18 protein-coding genes, 1 tRNA gene and 2 riboswitches are annotated in these 19,826 nt (G+C 29.7%); of the genes, 14 read left to right on the top strand and 5 right to left on the bottom strand.

Annotated features, from left to right (window positions below):
- The first annotated feature begins 11 nt into the window (after nucleotides 1-11).
- Nucleotides 12-87: transfer RNA gene (locus tag CC89_RS14015), tRNA-Thr, on the top strand.
- Nucleotides 88-170: 83 nt separating this feature from the next.
- Here the strand turns inward: CC89_RS14015 and CC89_RS14010 are convergent.
- Nucleotides 171-2,993 (bottom strand): sigma-54-dependent transcriptional regulator, encoded by a 2,823-nt coding sequence (locus CC89_RS14010; protein WP_035293096.1) that lies wholly within the window; start codon nucleotides 2,991-2,993, stop codon nucleotides 171-173.
- 512 nt (nucleotides 2,994-3,505) lie between these two features.
- Between CC89_RS14010 and CC89_RS14000 the strand changes: the two genes are divergently transcribed.
- The 7 genes from CC89_RS14000 (at nucleotide 3,506) to dhaL (ending at nucleotide 8,826) form a co-directional block, all read left to right on the top strand.
- Entirely contained in the window at nucleotides 3,506-3,976 is a 471-nt protein-coding gene (locus CC89_RS14000; RefSeq protein WP_035293092.1) for a PTS sugar transporter subunit IIA, read from the top strand.
- 53 nt (nucleotides 3,977-4,029) lie between these two features.
- Nucleotides 4,030-4,320 carry a PTS sugar transporter subunit IIB gene (locus tag CC89_RS13995; RefSeq protein WP_353601414.1) on the top strand — a complete coding sequence of 97 codons (291 nt, stop codon included), beginning with the start codon at nucleotides 4,030-4,032 and terminating at the stop codon, nucleotides 4,318-4,320.
- A gap of 122 nt (nucleotides 4,321-4,442) precedes the next feature.
- Nucleotides 4,443-5,801, top strand: a complete 1,359-nt coding sequence (locus CC89_RS13990) for a PTS galactitol transporter subunit IIC (protein ID WP_035293090.1) — start codon at nucleotides 4,443-4,445, stop codon at nucleotides 5,799-5,801.
- Nucleotides 5,802-5,831: 30 nt separating this feature from the next.
- Nucleotides 5,832-6,494 (top strand): class II aldolase/adducin family protein, encoded by a 663-nt coding sequence (locus tag CC89_RS13985; RefSeq protein WP_035293087.1) that lies wholly within the window; start codon nucleotides 5,832-5,834, stop codon nucleotides 6,492-6,494.
- Between the two features lie 5 nt (nucleotides 6,495-6,499).
- Nucleotides 6,500-7,504 (top strand): dihydroxyacetone kinase subunit DhaK, encoded by a 1,005-nt coding sequence (locus CC89_RS13980; RefSeq protein WP_035293085.1) that lies wholly within the window; start codon nucleotides 6,500-6,502, stop codon nucleotides 7,502-7,504.
- A 131-nt stretch (nucleotides 7,505-7,635) separates the two neighbouring features.
- The gene (tnpA, locus tag CC89_RS13975; RefSeq protein WP_035288110.1) at nucleotides 7,636-8,055 is read left to right on the top strand and encodes an IS200/IS605 family transposase; all 420 of its coding nucleotides are present in this window, start codon (nucleotides 7,636-7,638) and stop codon (nucleotides 8,053-8,055) included.
- Between the two features lie 138 nt (nucleotides 8,056-8,193).
- Nucleotides 8,194-8,826: a dihydroxyacetone kinase subunit DhaL gene (gene dhaL / locus CC89_RS13970; RefSeq protein WP_035293084.1), complete on the top strand. Its 633-nt coding sequence runs from the start codon at nucleotides 8,194-8,196 to the stop codon at nucleotides 8,824-8,826.
- 284 nt (nucleotides 8,827-9,110) lie between these two features.
- Here dhaL and CC89_RS13965 read toward each other — a convergent pair whose 3' ends face one another.
- Nucleotides 9,111-9,461, bottom strand: a complete 351-nt coding sequence (locus CC89_RS13965; protein WP_286161357.1) for a DUF5661 family protein — start codon at nucleotides 9,459-9,461, stop codon at nucleotides 9,111-9,113.
- 147 nt (nucleotides 9,462-9,608) lie between these two features.
- Here CC89_RS13965 and CC89_RS13960 point away from each other — a divergent pair, with 147 nt between their 5' ends.
- Both CC89_RS13960 and CC89_RS13955 read left to right on the top strand, forming a co-directional pair.
- Nucleotides 9,609-10,502 carry a LysR family transcriptional regulator gene (locus tag CC89_RS13960; RefSeq protein WP_035293082.1) on the top strand — a complete coding sequence of 298 codons (894 nt, stop codon included), beginning with the start codon at nucleotides 9,609-9,611 and terminating at the stop codon, nucleotides 10,500-10,502.
- A 365-nt stretch (nucleotides 10,503-10,867) separates the two neighbouring features.
- A complete protein-coding gene (locus CC89_RS13955; protein WP_035293081.1) occupies nucleotides 10,868-11,755 on the top strand; it encodes a ferredoxin-like domain-containing protein in 888 nt (295 codons plus the stop codon).
- An 84-nt stretch (nucleotides 11,756-11,839) separates the two neighbouring features.
- On the opposite strand, the gene CC89_RS13950 is transcribed toward CC89_RS13955, so the two are convergent.
- Both CC89_RS13950 and trhA read right to left on the bottom strand, forming a co-directional pair.
- Complete coding sequence (locus CC89_RS13950) at nucleotides 11,840-12,709, bottom strand: DL-endopeptidase inhibitor IseA family protein (RefSeq protein WP_035293079.1); 870 nt, start codon at nucleotides 12,707-12,709, stop codon at nucleotides 11,840-11,842.
- A gap of 710 nt (nucleotides 12,710-13,419) precedes the next feature.
- A complete protein-coding gene (gene trhA / locus CC89_RS13945) occupies nucleotides 13,420-14,070 on the bottom strand; it encodes a PAQR family membrane homeostasis protein TrhA (RefSeq protein WP_035293076.1) in 651 nt (216 codons plus the stop codon).
- 332 nt (nucleotides 14,071-14,402) lie between these two features.
- Between trhA and CC89_RS13940 the strand changes: the two genes are divergently transcribed.
- The gene (locus CC89_RS13940; protein ID WP_035293073.1) at nucleotides 14,403-15,029 is read left to right on the top strand and encodes a DUF1836 domain-containing protein; all 627 of its coding nucleotides are present in this window, start codon (nucleotides 14,403-14,405) and stop codon (nucleotides 15,027-15,029) included.
- A 98-nt stretch (nucleotides 15,030-15,127) separates the two neighbouring features.
- Here CC89_RS13940 and CC89_RS13935 read toward each other — a convergent pair whose 3' ends face one another.
- On the bottom strand, nucleotides 15,128-15,994 hold the full coding sequence (locus tag CC89_RS13935) for a tRNA 2-thiocytidine biosynthesis TtcA family protein (protein ID WP_035293070.1): 867 nt from the start codon (nucleotides 15,992-15,994) through the stop codon (nucleotides 15,128-15,130).
- A 321-nt stretch (nucleotides 15,995-16,315) separates the two neighbouring features.
- Nucleotides 16,316-16,420: riboswitch (SAM riboswitch) on the top strand.
- A 138-nt stretch (nucleotides 16,421-16,558) separates the two neighbouring features.
- Nucleotides 16,559-16,662: riboswitch (SAM riboswitch) on the top strand.
- A gap of 138 nt (nucleotides 16,663-16,800) precedes the next feature.
- On the opposite strand from CC89_RS13935, the gene CC89_RS13930 reads away from it, so the two are divergent.
- The 3 genes from CC89_RS13930 to CC89_RS13920 all read left to right on the top strand — a co-directional run bounded on the left by CC89_RS13930 (nucleotide 16,801) and on the right by CC89_RS13920 (nucleotide 19,385).
- Nucleotides 16,801-17,757, top strand: coding sequence for a methionine ABC transporter ATP-binding protein (locus CC89_RS13930; protein ID WP_035293652.1), 957 nt, complete (start codon nucleotides 16,801-16,803; stop codon nucleotides 17,755-17,757).
- Complete coding sequence (locus CC89_RS13925) at nucleotides 17,758-18,399, top strand: methionine ABC transporter permease (protein WP_035293068.1); 642 nt, start codon at nucleotides 17,758-17,760, stop codon at nucleotides 18,397-18,399.
- 161 nt (nucleotides 18,400-18,560) lie between these two features.
- Nucleotides 18,561-19,385: a MetQ/NlpA family ABC transporter substrate-binding protein gene (locus CC89_RS13920; protein WP_035293065.1), complete on the top strand. Its 825-nt coding sequence runs from the start codon at nucleotides 18,561-18,563 to the stop codon at nucleotides 19,383-19,385.
- Nucleotides 19,386-19,826 lie beyond the last annotated feature (441 nt).

Here is a 19,826-nt window from a genome sequence, read left to right as displayed (position 1 = left end):
TCTGGTGAAATGCTCCTGTAGCGCAGCTGGTAGCGCAACTGATTCGTAATCAGTAGGCCGCAGGTTCAAATCCTGTCGGGAGCACCAAAAAAAGTAGCTATTACACTTATTAGTTAGTGTAATGGCTACTTTTTTTAACAGTTTTATTATAGAAATTAATTTTTAAAAAATTATCTATTAATAACTTGTACTATATAGCAGATCTCATCATCATTAATACAAATATCATATTCTTTTTGAAGTAAATTACAGGCGTTTTTTATGGACATGAATTTTTCTAAGTTATTTAATTTAAAGTTTTCTACATTGTCAAATTTAACTTTGTCTCCATGTATACACCTATCTAGCATACAGCCCATATGAAGCATTAAATCCATAATATTATTTTTATTATTGTAAGAATCATCTAAACCTAATTTTATGATAAATTTTTTAATATTAGATATGGCAATTTTAGGATTAACAAATTTTAAATATTCCTCTAGCATCTCCTTTGATAATTCATATACGCTTTTAGAATTCTCTTTTTCACCATTTTTATTAAATTCGTCTTTTTTAAATTTAGTGTCTAAAAATTTGGTGAATTCTTCTTTGAAAGAATTATTTAAAATTTTATTAATAGGGAAATATGGAATATTTAAATTTGGATTTATGCTGCCAACGCAAGCTATTATATGGTATCTGTTTGTAAAATTTTTTATATTATTTTTAACTTCAGAGTAATTAGTTGCGAGTATTTTAATATGTTTTTTATATTCTTCACTTAAATTATCCAATAAAATCTTTTTAGCTATCATGCCTCCACCTTGACCAGTAACACATAAAGTGAGTATTGCCTTTGGTTTTTTAATGGGTTTAAGAGTAAAAGAGGAGGAATTTGAGGAAAGAGAGTCACATATGGTATCTAAATCCTCGTTGTTATACATTACTTTTCTTAAAGCTTCTAAGAGAATCAAGGTAGATATATTACATAGGGTTCTTACCTTTATGCCTGTTTCCTTTTCCAGATTAGTACCAAAGTTACACAGTGAACCCATATCTACGGCAACAAGTATTCCATGCCCCTTATTTACAGCTACTGCTGTGGATTTAAATTTTGTGTATATGTCCTGAATGTTCGCATCTAATGGCATATCTATGGCTTTTATAATATCACTATTAAGAAGTTTATTAGCAACATCAGCCATACTAGAAGCTGTGCTATTACCATGACATAGAATAATTATTGGTATGTTTGAATTAGTACATGTATCAATTTTATTATTGGCTAAAAGTATGGATAGGAAACCCTTTTCATCTTCAGGCACAATTACACCAAATTTATCACTAATTTTTTTTACAAGTACTTTTGAAGCATTGTATTCATTAGGGTGAGATAAACGAGCTTTAAGTAAATTTGAATTTACAACAGGTTCACCCTCTCTGATTCTTTGCAGCAAAGAATTAATATGAAAAGCAAAGGCAAATATAAATTTTGGATTTAAAGAAGTATGAAGTTCTTTTTCTGCTATACTAATTAATTCTATTGAGGTATTTACCACTTCTTCAGGCACTATTTTGTAGAGAGCAGTTTTATTTATATTTTTAACATTAATTTTGTTAAGCATATTTTTGAAGTGGTCTTTTATTATATTGTCTATTTTTGAATCAATTTCTTCCTTTGATAAATTGGATTTTTTATATTTACTTACATAATATGTTATTTTTTTGTATATGTTATCGTTTATTTTTTCGGGATGAAAAATTTTATAATTTCCAGGTGATAAAACTAAATAATTCTTAAACATTTCTAAATATGATTTATCTTCATTTTTAATTTCACTGTTACTAAAAACAAAATCAATAATATCTTCGCTAAGCATCTTAAATTCTATAGTAATGGTGCTGTTGTTTTTAAGATGATTTAAAAAAGATTTAGCACATATGAGTTTTACTTCTGATTTTAATTGCCCTATATTACCTATTTTAAATGGATATAAAGCTAAAGCTTTTAAAACTTCTGGAGATATTTTTATCTCTTTATTTAAATTTGTACACTCATAGTAAAATAAAGTTTCTATAACTTCCATTTTTTCTTGAATGGATTTTTTCCTGAAAGGTGGAAGAGTAATTATAACAGGAATTCTTCTTAAAAAAGTAGATAATAAAGATTTATGAGGATCCTCTGTGGTAGCAGCAATGATCATCACATTACTTTTATGAGTACAATTGGATTCACCTAGTCTATGATATTCACCTTTATCTATAAGGGAAAATAACATCTCTTGACCATCAGAAGGTAATCTATGAACTTCATCAAGGAAAAGTATACCTCCATTAGCCTTTGAAACTAAACCATCTTTATCACAATTAGCGCCAGTAAAAGAACCTTTAACATGTCCAAAAAGTTGGGATAGTAAAAGTTGCGGATTGTTGAAATAATCAGAACAATTGAAAGAAACAATAGGATAAACTTTTTCATCTAATTTTTTATTGATTTTTGCATACTGGTACATGGCCAATGCAAAAGTGCTTTTTCCAACACCACTTTCTCCTAAAAGTAAAGTATGTAGACCTTTAGGCGGATACATAAGGGCAGCCTTAGCTTGTTCGATTTGAGTTAAAAGACTGCTATGCGATCCAATTAATTGGTTAAAAGGATCCTTCTTAATAGTACTATTATTGTTAATACTAGGATTATTTATTGAGTAAATACAATTTCTGAATTTCTCTAGACTATATATAATATTTGATTCATTTTCATTAATTAGATTACAGTCAATGAGAATTTGTTTTGGAAAAAAAGACACAGGTCTAGAGTTTATTTTAATTAATTTATCCTGCTTAACTAACTGATTTAAAATAGTACTAGCATTATTTCTTACAATGTTAAAAGTATTTTCTATTTCGGTAGCATCCACACCTATGTAATTATTATTATTAATACAATTTTTAATATAAGATAAAGTTATCTTGTTAGTTATATAATCAAATATTGCATCTATGTTTTTCAAAATATCACCTACAATTTTTCCTTTTTAAAATTTATAGTCTTGAATTTATCAAAGGCTTTAGGAGAAGAAATATTTTTTGAAAATTTGTTTAAAAACATAGCAAGAGTAAAGGTTAATAGAGTTAAGTAAATATTATGATATATTAGGGAAAAAATAAAAAGTATTAGATTTAAAAAAACAAAAAGGTACCAAATAGAATTTTTCAATGAAATCATCTCCTTTGGAATTTTAAATAAATTATATTTATCTCAATCATAATATAATAATTTTGAAAATACAACCATAATACTCGATTGAATTGTACGATATTAAGAATTGTTAGAATTGTTAGATATCTAAATTTAAAATTAAGGATTAAGAAAAGTTATGCACTAATAAATTTAAAATTTGTTAGTGCATAATTTAATAAGAAAACATTTACAAATCCAAGGATTGTAAGCTTATGCACTAAATTGGCATTATAATTGCTATAGATTTAAATATAAAAAGCATAAGAAAAGGAGAATAGGAACATGAAAGAGGATGTATCATTATTAAATGAAGAATTTATAATATTAGATTATGAAGCAACAGACAAAGAAAGTTTGCTAAGAGGTTTAGCAAATATATTAGAGGAAAAAGGATACGTAAAAGATACATACATTGATGGAGTTTTGCAAAGAGAAGAAGAATTTCCAACAGGACTTAATACCCCAGGGGTAGGTGTAGCAATTCCACATACATATGCAAAACATGTTAAAAAGCCAACTATACTTGTAGCAAAGTTAAAAAATCCGGTTGTTTTTAAAGAAATGGGTAGTGATATTAATGAGGTGGAAGCAAAATTAATATTTATGTTAGCTATTAAAAATCCTGATCAACAAGTAAAAACATTAAGTAAATTAATGTCTATATTTTCAAATGAGGAAATCCTTTTAAATATATATAATTCTAATGAAAAAAGTCAAATAAATTCAATACTAAAAAATGTTTTAGAAAAATAATATAGGTAATTAAAAATTAAAATATATTAAAAAAATTAAGGGAGGATATTATTATGGGTAAAATTAAAAAAATCTATGTAGCGTGTGGTTCAGGTGTAGCAACATCTCAAACTGTTGCATCAAAAATTTCTAATATGTGTGAAGATGAAAATTTACCTGTTAGTGTAGAAGCTGTAGACATTAAGTCACTAGAAAGTTTAATTGATCAATGTGATATTTATGTATCTATAGTTCCACTAAAATCACAAAACTGGGATAAACCAACTATAAGTGGAATACCATTTTTAACAGGCATGGGAATTGATGCAGAATTCGAAAAGCTTAAAAATTATATAAATGAATAGAAAAATATAAAAAATAAAAAATATCTCCCAGATTTATTTTATGAATCTAGGAGATAGAAATAAAAAAATAAGCTATATTATCTTATCATAAAAAATAAAAAAATAAAATGGGAGGTTAGAATATGAATACTATAATACATTATATTCTAGATTTAGGCGCAGCTGTATTTTTACCTGTTATAATGATTTTACTAGGACTTTGTATGAAAATGAAACCTAAAAAAGCAATAATAGCTGGCTTAACATTAGGAATAGCCTTTACAGGGATGAATTTAATTCTAGAATTTATGTTTGGAGCTATAAGTCCAGCAGCTAGTGAATTTGTAAAAGCTACAGGAATAAAGCTAAATTCAATAGATGTAGGTTGGGCACCAATGTCAGCGATTGCTTGGGCGTGGCCGTATGCACTTTTAGTTTTCCCTATAACGATAGGTATAAATATATTGATGTTAGTTTTGGGATGGACAAACTGTCTAAATGTAGATTTATGGAATGTTTGGGGTAAAATATTTACCGCAACATTAGTAACGGCTGTTACTAAGAGTGTTCCACTTGGAATAATTGCGGCAGCAGTTCAAGCAATAGTGGAACTTAAAAATGCAGATATTACACAAAAGCAATTATATGAATTAACTAAAATACCTGGAATAGCATGTACTCACTGTATGACATTAACAGCTGTTTTACTAGCACCTATAAATAGATTACTAGATTTTGTGCCAGGATTAAATAAGAGTAATATAGATGCAGCAAAACTTAAAGAGAAAATAGGTGTATTTGGTGAAAATAGTGTTATGGGATTTATAGTAGGTGCACTTATTGCAATATTTGCAAAATATGATTTAAAAGGAATATTAAATACTGCAGTTCAAGTTTCAACAGCATTGGTACTTTTCCCAATGGTAGCAAAATTGTTTATGCAAGCTCTTGCACCAATTGCTGATGCAGTAGGAGATTTTATGAAGAAAAAATTCAAAGACAGAGAATTATATATAGGACTTGACTGGCCATTCCTTGCTGGAATATCAGAAATATGGGTTGCAGCTATATTAATGGTTCCAATAGAACTAGTACTTGCAGTAATTATGGCTAAAACAGGATCAAACACAGTATTACCTTTAGGATCAATAATTAACATATCTGTAGTAGTTCCAGCTATGATAGTAACAGGTGGAAATATAATTAGAATGTTAATATTAAGTACTATAGTAACACCATTATTCTTAATAGTAGCAACTAACTTCAGTGGAACAGTTACTAGTCTTGCAAAAGCTGTTGGAAGTATAACAGTACCAAATGGACAATTCTTAAGTTGGTTTGCATTTGAAGTGCCTGCTCTAAGATGGGGATTAGCACATGGATTTAATATAATACATGGAGAAATAGCTGGCTTAGCAGTGCTAATAGGTTTAGTAATACTATTTTTCTGGTATGTTAAATATATGAAGAAAAAAGATGAGGCACTAGATTCTTTAAAGTAAAATTTATTAACATAATGAGGAGGAATTTTGATGTTAGAAGAATTAAAGAAAAAGGTAGTAGAAATTGCTATAGAGGCAGATAAATCTGGATTATGTAAGCATAAATCAGGTAATTTTAGTATAAGAGATAAAGAAACTGGATATGTAGTAATTACTCCATCAGGAGTTGCAAGAGAAAAATTAACTTATAGAGATGTTTGCGTTATAGATTTGGATGCAAATGTAATAGAGATGGAAACAAATTTAAGACCTTCTAGTGAAGTTATGATGCATCTTGAAGCTTACAAGGCAAGACCAGACATAAATGCTGTAGTACATACTCATTCTAGATTTGCAACATCCTTTGCGGTACTAAGAAAGGAAATTCCTGCAGTAGTATATGAGTCAATGTCTTATGGTGGAACAGTACCTGTAGCGTCTTATGGAAGACCAGGCACAAGAGCTCTTGCAGAGAGTGTAATTGAACCATTGAAAAAGTCAAATGCATGTTTATTAGAAAGTCATGGAGTAGTAGCTGTAGCTGGAAATATTGACGATGCACTTTTAAATGCTCATTATGTAGAAGAGGTAGCAGAGGTATATTTTAGAGCTCTCCTTATAAACGGAGGCAAAGAACCTAATGTTTTACCAGAAGATGAATTACAGAGATGGGCATATCCTTCTGAAATAAATTTTGATAAAGTGAGAAGGTAAAAAATATGAAGAAATTAATAAATAGACCAGAAGATTTTGTAAGAGAAACCGTAGAAGGAATTATAACGGCCCATAGTGAATGTCTTAAGATGGTAAATAATAATTTTAGATGTATAGTAAGAGCTGATGAAAAGAAAAAGGGTAAGGTAGCTATTGCAACGGGAGGTGGCTCAGGTCACCTCCCTACTTTTCTAGGATATGTAGGATATGGATTAGCTGATGGAGTAACTGTAGGAAATGTATTTGCATCACCAAGTGCGGAATGTATGTATGAAGTGGACAAGGCAATAGAAAATGGTGCTGGAGTTTTACATTTGTATGGGAATTATGGCGGAGACAGAATGAACTTTGGCATGGCACAGGATATGGCGGAAATGGATGATATACAAGTGGAAGAAGTACTTGTGACAGATGACGTAGCTTCAGCACCAAAAGGAAAAGAATCAAATAGAAGGGGTGTAGCTGGCCTTTTCTATGCGTATAAAATAGCTGGTGCCGCTGCAGAAAAAATGTATGAATTAAATGAAGTAAAAAGGCTAGCACAAAAAGCAGTTGATAATACAAGAACCATGGGAGTGGCACTTACTTCTTGCATAGTTCCAGAAGTAGGCAAGGAAACATTTGTAATTAATGATAATGAAATGGAAATAGGTATGGGAATACACGGAGAACCAGGTATTAAAAGGTGTGAGTTAAAACCTTTAGATGAAGTTGTAGATTATATAATTAACAAAATATTGGAAGACTTACCTTTTGAAGATGGAAGCGAAGTATCTATTTTAGTAAATGGATTAGGATCAACACCAAAGGAAGAACTATATATAGCATATAGAAAAGCTTGTAAAGTGTTAGAGGAAAAGAAAATAAAAATATATAGAAATTATATAGGCGAGTTTGCTACATCTCTTGAGATGGCAGGTATGTCTATAACATTACTTAAACTTGATGAGGAACTTAAAGAATTATTAGATTTCCAAGCTTATTCACCATTTTTTCAACAGTTTAAATGACAAAATTAATCCCCATGCTATGCATGGGAGAATAGGGTAAGCAGTAGCGTTACATGGAATAATACAAAACCTCCTATGTTATAATGATATTGGTTTCGCAGGCCATATCAAAAACAGAGGAGGCGGTCCAAATGGACAATAGTAGTTTATCACATTGTAGATGGAATTGCACGTATCACATAGTTTTCATACCAAAGTATAGGAGAAAGATATTATATGGCAATATAAAAAGAGATTTGGGAGAGATATTGAGAAAGTTATGTGAAATGAAAAGAGTAACATTGGTAGAAGGGAAGATATGCAAGGATCATATACATATGTATGTAAGTATTCCACCCAAATTAAGTATATCAGAATTTATGGGTTATCTTAAAGGTAAAAGTGCACTTATGATATTTGATAAGTACCCAAATAAAACATCAAAGTGGGATAGACATTTTTGGGCAAAAGGGTACTATGTTTCAAGTGTAGGTAACGTAGACGAGGAAACAATATTAGAATATATAAAAAATCAAGAGGAGAAAGATAAGCAGGAAGATGGTTTAAGATAATACCTCTTTAGAGGTTGTAAGTACCATGGCCTGTGAAAGACACCTTTAGGTGTGGCTGGTAAAAAGCCCTTATAGGGCTGAAAATAAACCACCACTTGGAGTGGTGGTTGTTAACTTAATTTATAAGGAGAGGCGAGCATGGAAAATATAACAAAGTTATTTATAAAGGATATATTAGAATGCATATTAGGTGTTTTATACGAACAAAAAGATTATTTAACAGAACTAGATTCTGCCATGGGAGATGGGGATCTGGGAATAACCATGACTAGTGGATTTAAGTACTTATACGAGGAATTTGATAAAATCGAATCTAGTGACTTAGGAAATGTATTTATGAAACTTGGAATGCTTATGAATTCTAAAGTTCCGTCTACCATGGGTACTTTAATATCAATATGTCTAATAAAAGGGGCTAAAGAAGCAAAGGGCAAGGAAGAATTAACTCTTGAAGATTTAGTATTGATAGGGAAAGCAGCTATCAATGGTGTTATGGAAAAGGGAAGAGCAAAAATTGGGGATAAAACTATGCTGGATGCGTTACATCCAGCAGTGGAAGCCCTAGAACAATCTTTAAAGTCAAATGCCAACATTAAAGAGGCGTTTAAAATGGCATATGAAGCTGCAAAGCAGGGAGTTGAAAATACAAAAGAATTAAAATCAGTACATGGAAGAGCAGCTTATTATGGAGACAAATCCTTGGGAAGACCAGATTCGGGAGCAGTAGCTGTTATGCTTATTTTTAAAGGTATAATGCTAAGCTTTATATAAATTAAGGTGGCTACGAAACATTGTATAGTTATCTGCAATACTATCAATTTCATGAACACGTTATGCCGTTTAAGCAAGATACTGCAGATTATCTTATAAAAAGTGTACTCAGCCAATGGAAATATATGCACAGGTAATTATCTTACATTTAAAAGGGTAAATAACACAAAATAAAAAAGAACATAGGTAAAGTGATTAAGGTGTTTTCAGTGTATATAAGTATGAAAGCACGTCAAAAGGCGTAAGGAGTTATGTAAATCCTTACGCTATATTTTTTGTTTTTATTATGGTATACCCCAATATGCTTTTGCTTCTGCTTCAAGTTTTGCAAGTCTAGTATAGTAATCAGGAAATTCTCTTAGGTGTGCTAGAGCAATTTTACCTGTAGTAATATGGTCGTCTTCTGTAACATTAGTAGGAAAGTATTTTTTGCCATGCTCTAGTTCAGTGTCTAAACCCATTCGAAATTGTTCTAAATCAAATCTTTCCTTGGTAAAATCAATACCAAGCTGTTCTGCAATTTCTGCTGCTTCTTCAGATGTAAAACCATTTTTTTGTCTAATAAGTGGTTCCAGGTTAAACATATAATGTTCTATAAACGATTTTGGATATCTAATGTATAATTCTGAAGTCATAATTCCTCCTATGAAATCATTAGTACTATTAGCAGTATATGTTCAAAACAAAAAAGATTTCTTTTAAATATGATAAAATATAATTATTAATATTTATTTTTACTATAATTTACATCTAAGACTCATAAATAAGGGTGGTAGTTTAACATGATAGATACTAAGTTAAGGACATTTATAACTGTGTCACAGACTAAAAATTTTACCAAAGCCGCAAGTCTTTTGAATATGACTCAGCCGGCTATATCACAGCATATAAAGTTTCTAGAGGAATACTACAATGTAAAATTGTTTAGGAAGAGAAAAAATGCATTAGAGCTTACATCTCAAGGAGAATTTCTTTATCAAAATGCATTAGAATTAAATAGAATAAGTAATTTTATAGAAAGCTCCTTAGAAAATAGTACATCTTTTATTAAAAAATATAAGCTAGGGGCAAGTCTTACTATAGGTGGATTTACTATACCAAATTTAATAAGTACGTACATAAATAAAAATCCCAATATAGATATAATATTGACCATAGATAATACGGAAAACATAGTAAAAAAGCTTTTAGATGGAGATATAGATTTGGGAGCTGTAGAAGGACCTTTTGATAAAACTAAGGTTAAGTATACTACTTTTAAAAAAGATGAACTTATATTAGTTGTATCACCTAAACATCCTTTTGCTAGTAGAGGGGAAGTTAATGTGGAAGAGGTTTTAAAGGATAAACTTATTTTAAGAGAAAAAGGGTCTGGAACTAGAGAGGTATTTGAAAAATATTTAATAAAATCTGGTCACATGCTTACAGATGAACATATTCATATGGAAATATCTAATATAAGTGCTACGGTGTCTTTAGTGTGTGAAAATTTAGGTTGCACAGTTATATCTAAGGAAGCAGTTAAAGAGCAATTAAAAAAGGGCACATTAATAAACATACCTATAAAAGGATTTACCATGAAGAGAGAGTTTAATTTTATATATAAAGGAAATAAAGAGCCGGAGTTTTCAAAAGATTTTATGAGTTTTTGTAAGGATATAATTTCTAACACTTAAATTAGAATTATAGTAGATATACTTGAACGGGGTTTGAAAATTTTTTAAGATATTTTTTTATAATTCATCTTATGAAATATCGTATCCTTGTGTCCGGGGTAAGTCCACTATAAAAGCTCCTTATATACCCATAACAAATCCTTATTGGATTTATTATATCTATAGTAGTATGCTATAGCTGTGGTTAGGATTTTATTTAAGAATTTAGCTGATAGATGAAGTTTTCTTAAATTTAAATTTTTAACAAGAGCCCCCACTTCAGTGTAAGCAAGTGGAGGGAGAGTTCACTGAGTAAGAATGAAATAGTTAATAAAGATAACTTAGTCTAGCGCAAAACTAAAAATTAAATAGAAGGGGGATTAAACATGGGAAATGTAACAGCTGAGGAAAAGAAAAAATTAAAAGGACAAGGATTTTTACCTCAAAGACAGGATGGTTATTTTGCTTGTAGAGTTATAACAAAGAATGGATGTAATACAGTTGAAGAGATGAAAAAAATTAGTGAAATTGCTGAGAAATATGGAAGGGGATATGTAAGTTACACTACAAGACTTACAGTAGAAATCCCATGGATAGAGTATAAAAATATAGAAAAAGTAAAAGATGAATTAAAAGAATTAGGATTATATAGTGGTGGTACTGGAGATAAGATAAGACCGGTAACTGCTTGCAAAGGAACGGTTTGTGTATATGGATTAGTGGATACTCAAGCTTTAGCAGAGGAGATACACAATACTTTTTATGAAGGATGGAGAGATGTATCACTTCCTCATAAATTTAAAATTGGTATTGGGGGATGTCCAAACAATTGTATTAAGCCAGATTTAAATGATTTTGGAATAGTTGGACAAAGAAAGATTAAAATAGTAGAAGATAAGTGTAAAGCTTGTAATAATTGTGGAATGGAAAAAGCTTGTGTTCATGGAGCTATAAATAAAAAAGAGGAGCAAAAACCAATAATAGATATAGATAAATGCGTTAATTGTGGTAAATGTTTAGAGGCATGCTATTTTGGTGCTACAGCAGTTGAAAAGGAAGGATTTAAAGTATATCTAGGTGGTAAGTGGGGCAAAAAAACTAGACCAGGACAGGCCATACAAGGAATTTTCTCTAAGGAAGAGGTTATGAACATACTAGAAAAATCTATACTTTTCTATAAGGAAAATGGAAATACAAAAGAGAGATTTGGAGATATGATTGATAGAATAGGAAAATCAAAGATAGAAGGGGAGCTTGGGTTTAAATTATTATAAAATGGAATAAAAATTATATTTTTTAATATGAATAAATAAAAAGAGGTTTTGAATAGTAAAACCTCTTTTTATTTGTATCAAATTTTACCAAGGTGAAAAGGTAGCAGTATCTACTAGCCAATTTGTTCCATCAAAAACTAAAGTAGCTTTTTCAGTTTTGAAGTCAATTTTATCATAGTATCCTTGGAAAGTTACATATAGTTTATTACCTTCATATTTTGTTGATGTTATTTTAGCATTTTTCATATCAAGAATTTGACCAAATTGGCCTACCGACATATAATATTGTCCGTCAATTTTTTTGCTAAAAACATAATTTATTAATCTTTCAATATAATCATTAGTAAAGTATTTGTTTAAGTTAAGCTTTTTGTTTAAATAAGCAACAAGTAATTCATGAGATGTTATGCTTTTAGGCATTTTCATATAAGTATGATTATTAAATTCTTCAAATGGTGGGTTATTTACATAAAAGCTCTCCAAATTCCTCATGCTATTGTATGAATTAGATAATAAATTTATAATTTCCTTATTAGAAATGGTATTATTAATTTTAATATCACTTTTGGTATTAGTCTTGATATTATTAATTTTTTTAACAGTATTCTTGTTGTCACTCTTGATGTTATTAATAGAAATGTTTGATTTTTTTTGTTGATTAATTAAGTTTTTGTTTTCAAGTTTTAAAGTACATTTTTTAGTGTTACAAGCTTTAGTGTTTTTTACTGATGATGAAGTTAGTGGTATGCTAGAATCCTTAGCTAGTATACTAGTTTTAGAAGTAACACTATTATCTTTTGCTGAAGCAATGTTTTTTAAGGTTGCATTGTTTTGTTTAAAATCAGTAGATGATGCAGCTTTAGTGTTTGATAATGAAGCAACCCCTATTAATGATGTAAAGAAAATTGTTAAAATAAAGTAAGATAAAGACTTTTTGTTGAATTTAAAGATCATAATAAGATCCTCCTTATAATTTAAGTAATTATTATAATGATTAAACCACAATAAGGTATAATGTGATGAAATTATGAAATTTCTCCTCCATGACTTGCATAAGAGCTCGGAACAATAAATTTAATTTAAGAAATTCTAATCTTTTAGCCATATAAAATTATCTAACGCTCACATTCAGCGTCCTGCCTCAGGTTCGCTAGCCTGGCGTCCTTGCCAGGCTTACGATAATTTTATCTGTCTAAAAGAAGAATTTCTAAAATTAAATTTAAACAGTTCCTTCGCTTCTTATGCAAGTCATTCCAGAAAAATTTTATAATTCAGGTAATGTAATGCTTTTTGTGGGATAATTATTATAATAACTTAAAAATAATTTATAACTACGCAAAAAATAAAAGCTTATTTAGATTATTAACTTTAATAGATATATTTAATCAATATAGTGGTTAAAATTAATAATTTTTTTAGATATATTCTTATAAGAGTTACTGTCTTATTCATGCTATACTAATAGTATATTCAATAAAACTATTTTAGTGGTTAAAAATCAATTGCTAAATAGTAACAGAAAAGTTAATGTTTAAATAAAAAACTGTCTTTAATGGTGTAAGTAAATTAGAGAATAAGCACACAGATTATTAATGTGAATAATTTCTAATATAAATTACTTACAAAATTAAAAACAGTTTTTATATATTTATTTTTAAATTTTTCTATACAAACATCACATACTTAAACATCATCCAAAAGTGACAAAAGCTTCCTAGCATCACAAACAAATGAAATATTTCATGAAATCCAAAGACTTTGGAAGCTATTCGAGGCCTTTTAGTAGCGTAGATTACTGCGCCTATGGTATAAGATAATCCACCAGCTACAAGCCAAAATATTCCTCCTAAAGATAGAGTTTTCCAAAGAGGATATATGGCTATTACAGCAATCCATCCCATGATTACATAGAATAAAGTAGAGAGCCATCTTGGTGCATTAAACCAAAATATTTTTAACATAATACCTACTGCTGCTAAAGTCCAAATAATTATAAAAAGTACTTTTCCTAGGGTTCCCTTTAATGCAATTAAGCATATAGGTGTATATGTTCCTGCGATGAGTATATATATCATGGAGTGATCTATTCTTCTTAAGATTTTTATAACCCTTTCTTGTACTGATAATAAATGATATACAGAACTAGCTGTGTAAAGTAATATGGAGCTGACACCAAATATCACAAAACCTGGTATATAGTAAGGTTTTGAAAATACAAGGGAATTGTGTATTAAAAGTATAAGCCCTAATATAGAAAGGGCAACACCTAAAAGGTGAGTTAAGCCACTTATAGGTTCTCTCATTTTTCTAATCAAATTAAACACATCCTTTAACAGTTATTATAGATTTTTTATATCTAATGTATAAAACATTAGATAACCATATGACAATACATAGTATTCGAAACTACGTATAGATATATTCATATGCTACAATAGTGATTACTAATATTCAAACTTGAAATAGGTTAATTTAAGGAAAAAATTAATAGTAATCGGTAAATAGATTGAAATATATAGTGTAAACTCTAAATTTCGTTATATATTATAATTTATTATGTAAATATGTATTTGTGTAGTAAGCAATACTATATAATGTTATACTAATATTAGTAATTTATTAATATATTGATGATTGAGGTGTTATTATGTTTTTAGATGAAGAAAAACTTAAAAAGCTTATAGATGAAGTTTGTGTAATTGAAGATATAAAAATTCATGATATACCTTGTGTAGATTTATATATGGATCAGGTAACTAGTTTTTTTGATGATAAATTAAGTAGTTTAAAGCGAGAAGAGGAAGAAAAAATATTAACTAAAACTATGATAAATAACTACGCTAAGGCCAGGATACTACTTCCAGTGAAAAATAAGAAATACACTAAGGAAAATATTATATTACTAAACTTAATATATAGCTTAAAACAAATCTTATCCATAAATGATATAAGTCTTTTACTAGGTCCACTATTAGGAGAATTACAAGGAGAATTACAAAAGGAAGAAGAGAGTAGTAGATATTTAAATGATATATACACTAAATTTTTAGAACTAAAAAACGGAAGAGAAATGGAATTTAAGGAGAGTTTCCAAAAAAGCTTAGGGGAAATAGGAGAAGAATTTCATAAGTCTGAAGATACAAATGAAAAAGAGGAAAAGGCTAAACTATTACTGATGGTGCTTCTATTAATCAATGGAGCTAGCATTCAAAAGAGAATGGCAGAAAAAATAATTGATAATTTCTTTAAGGATATAGACAGTAAGAAGAAATAAAAGGTTAAGAGCAGGATAAATAAATCATCGAGAGCGTTAATAATTTAAATCTTGATAATTTAGTAATGTATTCATCCAGCTCCTTTTATTTTTAAAAGTCAATCTTCATCATAAAAATCCAAATAAGAATGTTTTTCTCCATCCTTCTCCCAGCCTAAAATTGAGTCCATATTAACATTTTGGGCAGCCCTGAATATGGATTTATCAACATCCATAAAATTTTGCTTCATTTGCTTAATTAAATCTTTAATTTCATAACGCTTATTTCCTATTTTTTTAGCTGCCACCATGCATGCACAATTAAGAGGCCAAATGCCGCTATTTTGAGTAAAACGCTCAATATGACGCTCATTAATATAATACAGTGGTCTTATTAAATGTAATCCTTTAAAGTTAGAGGATTTTAATTTTGGAAGCATGGTTTTAAAATTCCCAGAATACAATACATTTAATAGGGTTGTTTCTATAACATCATCAAAATGATGTCCAAGGGCTAGTTTATTACAACCTAACTCCTGTGCCTTTGAATATAATGCACCTCTTCGCATTCTTGCACACATATAACAAGGATAATCTTGTGCGATATTGTCTACTATATTAAATATACCAGATTCAAATATGTTAACAGGAATATTTAAATACTTACAGTTGTCTATTAGTAATTTCTTAATATCCTCATGGTAACCTGGATCCATGGCTATAAATTCTAAATCAAATTTCATTTGACCATGACGTTGGAGTTCTTGAAATAGTTTAGCCATTAATAAGCTATCCTTTCCACCAGAAATAGCTACAGCTATTTTATCTCCATCCTCCACTAACTTATAATCCTTTATGGCTTTAATAAATTTTGACCATATATTCTTTCTATAGGTTTTTACTATACTTCTCTCAATTTCCTTAAGAGGCTTTCTTTCATTAAAGGGCACTAATATTTCACAGCCACTTCCTGCAACATTACTCATAAAAAACACCTCACTTTTCATAAAACATTATCTCAATTTTAGCACAAAAACATTGTATATATTATGAATTATTATTGGTATAAAAACCAGTGATTTCACTATGTAATAAGTGATTATAGCACTGAAGTTATATTTACACAACTGTGCAAGCAATAAAAATATTGTAATATGTTTAATTAATATTTGGAACATAATCAAATGTGGTATACTAAGACATTATCAAAAATCAATCAGAAAATTTGCTTTTGAAGCAAAAAATATGTTGACATTATAAAAAAAAGCTAATATAATCTTAAATAACGATTTAAAAATAAATATTATATCTTATCAAGAGATGCGGAGGGACTGGCCCTATGAAGCTCAGCAACCATATTGTAAATAGCAATAAAGGTGCTAAATCCAGCGGCAATTGCCGAAAGATGAGGATACATTGAAGGTTTAGCCTGAGGATGTCCTCAGGCTTTTAATTTTTTTATAAGTAGTTAATCAATAGAATTATTATTGAAATTAGTAATGGTAAATTTGAAAAATTATTTGGAAAGTTGTTTTTAAAAATAAATATTGAACTTATCAAGAGATGTGGAGGGACTGGCCCTATGAAGCTCAGCAACCATACTGCAAAAGGCAGTAAAGGTGCTAAATCCAGCGGCAATGCCGAAAGATGAGGATATTTCAAGGCTCGAGATATTCTCGGGTCTTTTCTTATTATATAAAATATTTCTTTGGAAATATTAATTGAGTTTTAAATTTAGGTTTAACCTTATAAGGAGGAAGAAGAAATGGAAAATAATTGTGAAAAATCAAGTATTATAGAGGTTACTAATATAAATAAGAGCTTTGGAAATTCTAAAGTCCTTAAGAATGTAAGTCTAAGTGTAAATACAGGTGAAATTTTTGGAATTATAGGTCATAGTGGAGCGGGAAAGTCTACTTTGCTTAGATGCTTAAATGGGTTAGAAAGCTATGATGAAGGCAGCATTAAGGTAATGGGAGCAGAAGTAATAGATTTAAAGAACAAAGAAATGAGAAATTTAAGAAAAGACATGGGAATGATATTTCAAAATTTTAATTTGTTGAACTCTAAGAATGTATATGACAATGTGGCTCTTCCACTTAAGGTTTGGAAGAAAGATAAGGGATATATTGATAAAAAGGTTAAAGAGCTTTTGAAACTTGTAGGCCTTGAAAATAAGGCTAAAAGCAAACCTAAAGAGTTAAGTGGTGGGCAAAAGCAGAGGGTAGCCATTGCTAGGGCACTAGCAATGGATCCAAAGATATTGCTATGTGATGAAGCTACTTCAGCATTGGATCCTCAAACCACAAATTCAATATTAAATCTCATAAGAGAAATAAGTGAGAAACAGGGTATAACAGTAATAATAGTTACACATCAGATGGAAGTTATAAAGCAGGTGTGTAATAGAATCGTGCTTATGAAAGATGGGGAAATTAAGGATTGTGGCTTAGTCAAGGAATTGTTCTTAACCCCTGAAGGAGAATTAAAGGATTTGCTATGTGGGGACGAGCTCTTACCAGTACAGGGAATTAATATAAAAATTTTCTTCCCTTCTGAAGTAAGTAATCAATCAATAATTACATCCATGGCTAGAGAACTTCAAATAGATTTTTCTATAGTATGGGGAAAGCTAGAGAACTTTAAACAAGAAGTTTTAGGAAGTTTAATTATAAATGTAGATAAGGACTATAAGAAAGATATATGTGATTATTTAGATTCAAAAAATATAGGATGGGAGGTGGTTTAATTGATTAATGAAGTTTTTATTCCAGCATTAAAAGACACAATTTATATGGTATTTTACTCTACGGTTTTTGCACTTATAATTGGTCTAATATTTGGAGTTGTTTTAGTTGTAACTGAGGAGAAAGGGCTTAAACCTAATAAATTTATTTATCGCATAGTAGATGGCGTTATAAATATATTAAGGTCTTTTCCATTCATAATACTTATGATAGCAGTGATTCCCCTTACTAAGGCTATGGTGGGTAAAAGTATAGGTAGAACAGCAGCAATAGTGCCGTTGACTATAGGGGCCTTTCCATTTGCAGCAAGGGTTATTGAGTCTTCATTAAAGGAAGTGGAATACGGACTTATAGAAGCCGCGAAATCTCTTGGTGCTAGTACTTTTCAAATATTAGTTAAGGTAATATTTCCAGAAGCATTTCCGTCAATGCTTAGGGGAATAACTTTAACCGTAATAAATTTAATTGGTTATTCAGCTATGGCAGGAGTTGTAGGAGCTGGTGGACTAGGTGATGTAGCTATTAAATATGGTTATTATAGATTCAACACTCCAGTAATGGTGTATACCATAATAATATTAGTGGTTCTTGTGCAGTTAATTCAGGGGATTGGAGATATTGCATACAAAAGACTAAGTAAATAAATTCTAATTAAGAAGCTTCCACTTCAGATTAAGTAAATGAAGGGAAAGCCCAGAACTAATAAATTATAGACTGCATAGATTAATGTAGTTTATGTATAAAGTAAGTAAAATCAATTGGTGTATAGGGATATACACGAGATATAAGAAGGAGGAATTTTAAAATGAAAAGGAAAATATGTGCATTGCTAGGAGTTTTATTTTTAAGCACGGCCATAGTAGGTTGTGGAGCCAAAACAGAAGGTGATCAAAAGAGTGCTAGAGATGAAAAAGATAAGAAAGAAATAGTAGTGGGAGCATCACCAGTTCCTCATAGAGAAATATTAGAAAAGGCTGGGGAATTAATTAAGAAAGAAGGATATACTATAAAAATAGTGGAATTTACAGATTATCAAACACCTAACATAGCTCTTGCAGAAGGTCAATTAGATGCTAATTTTTTTCAACATGTTCCATTTTTAAATAAGACTGTAGAAGAAAAAAAATTAGACTTAGACTACACTGTAAAAGTTCATATTGAACCTATGGGGGTATATTCAAAGAAGTTAAAGGACATAAAAGATATAAAAGATGGTGCAGAGATAGCAGTTCCTAATGATCCAACTAATGGCTCAAGAGCTCTTAAAGTTCTACAAAGTGCCGGACTTATAAAGGTTAAGGATGGAGATGTTATTTCTAAATTAGATATTACAGAAAATAAAAAGAAGTTAAAGATAACAGAAGTAGATGCACCGCAGCTTCCAAGAATACTTTCAGATGTAGATGCTGCAGTTATAAACACTAATTTTGCCATTGAAGCAAAACTAAACCCAACAAAAGATGCTCTAGTTCTTGAAGACAAGGATTCACCTTATGCAAACATAATAGCTGTAAAAAAAGAAGATAAGGATAAAAAACATATAAAAGCTTTATCAAAGGTTTTAACTTCACCTGAGATTAAGAAATTCATAGAAGAAAAATATAATGGGAGTATAGTTCCAGCTTTTTAGATGAGGAATACAAAATTCACAGAAATGCTAATAGGGGAATAAAATAAAGGGGTAAAAAGTAAAGTGGGTGCTAGAGATTGAGGATTTAAAATATATCCAAGACTCTGGTGCTTATTTTAAAATATTGTAATACTGTTTATTAGAGAAATATCAATTGTGAAAATGTAAAGAGAAAAGTATAAATATGATTATAGTCTATAATAGTTTCACTATTTGATTATTAGGAGCGTAAAGTGGAATAAAAATGAATAAATGACAGATAACATATATAGACATTTCAATATACAAAAAATTCTTAAAAAACCATCGAAAAGCATTGACAAAATTATCAGAATATTATATTATTGTAGTAACAAAAATAAAACAATAATTACTTAAGTAAAACTCCACTATATCAAAGGGTTAATGGAGTGATAGAAAATATATTGAGTAAATGGAAGG

Source organism: Clostridium sp. KNHs214 (assembly GCF_000744935.1).
Taxonomy (GTDB): Bacteria; Bacillota; Clostridia; order Clostridiales; family Clostridiaceae; genus Haloimpatiens.
This window is presented reverse-complemented; position numbering and strand designations above follow the sequence as displayed.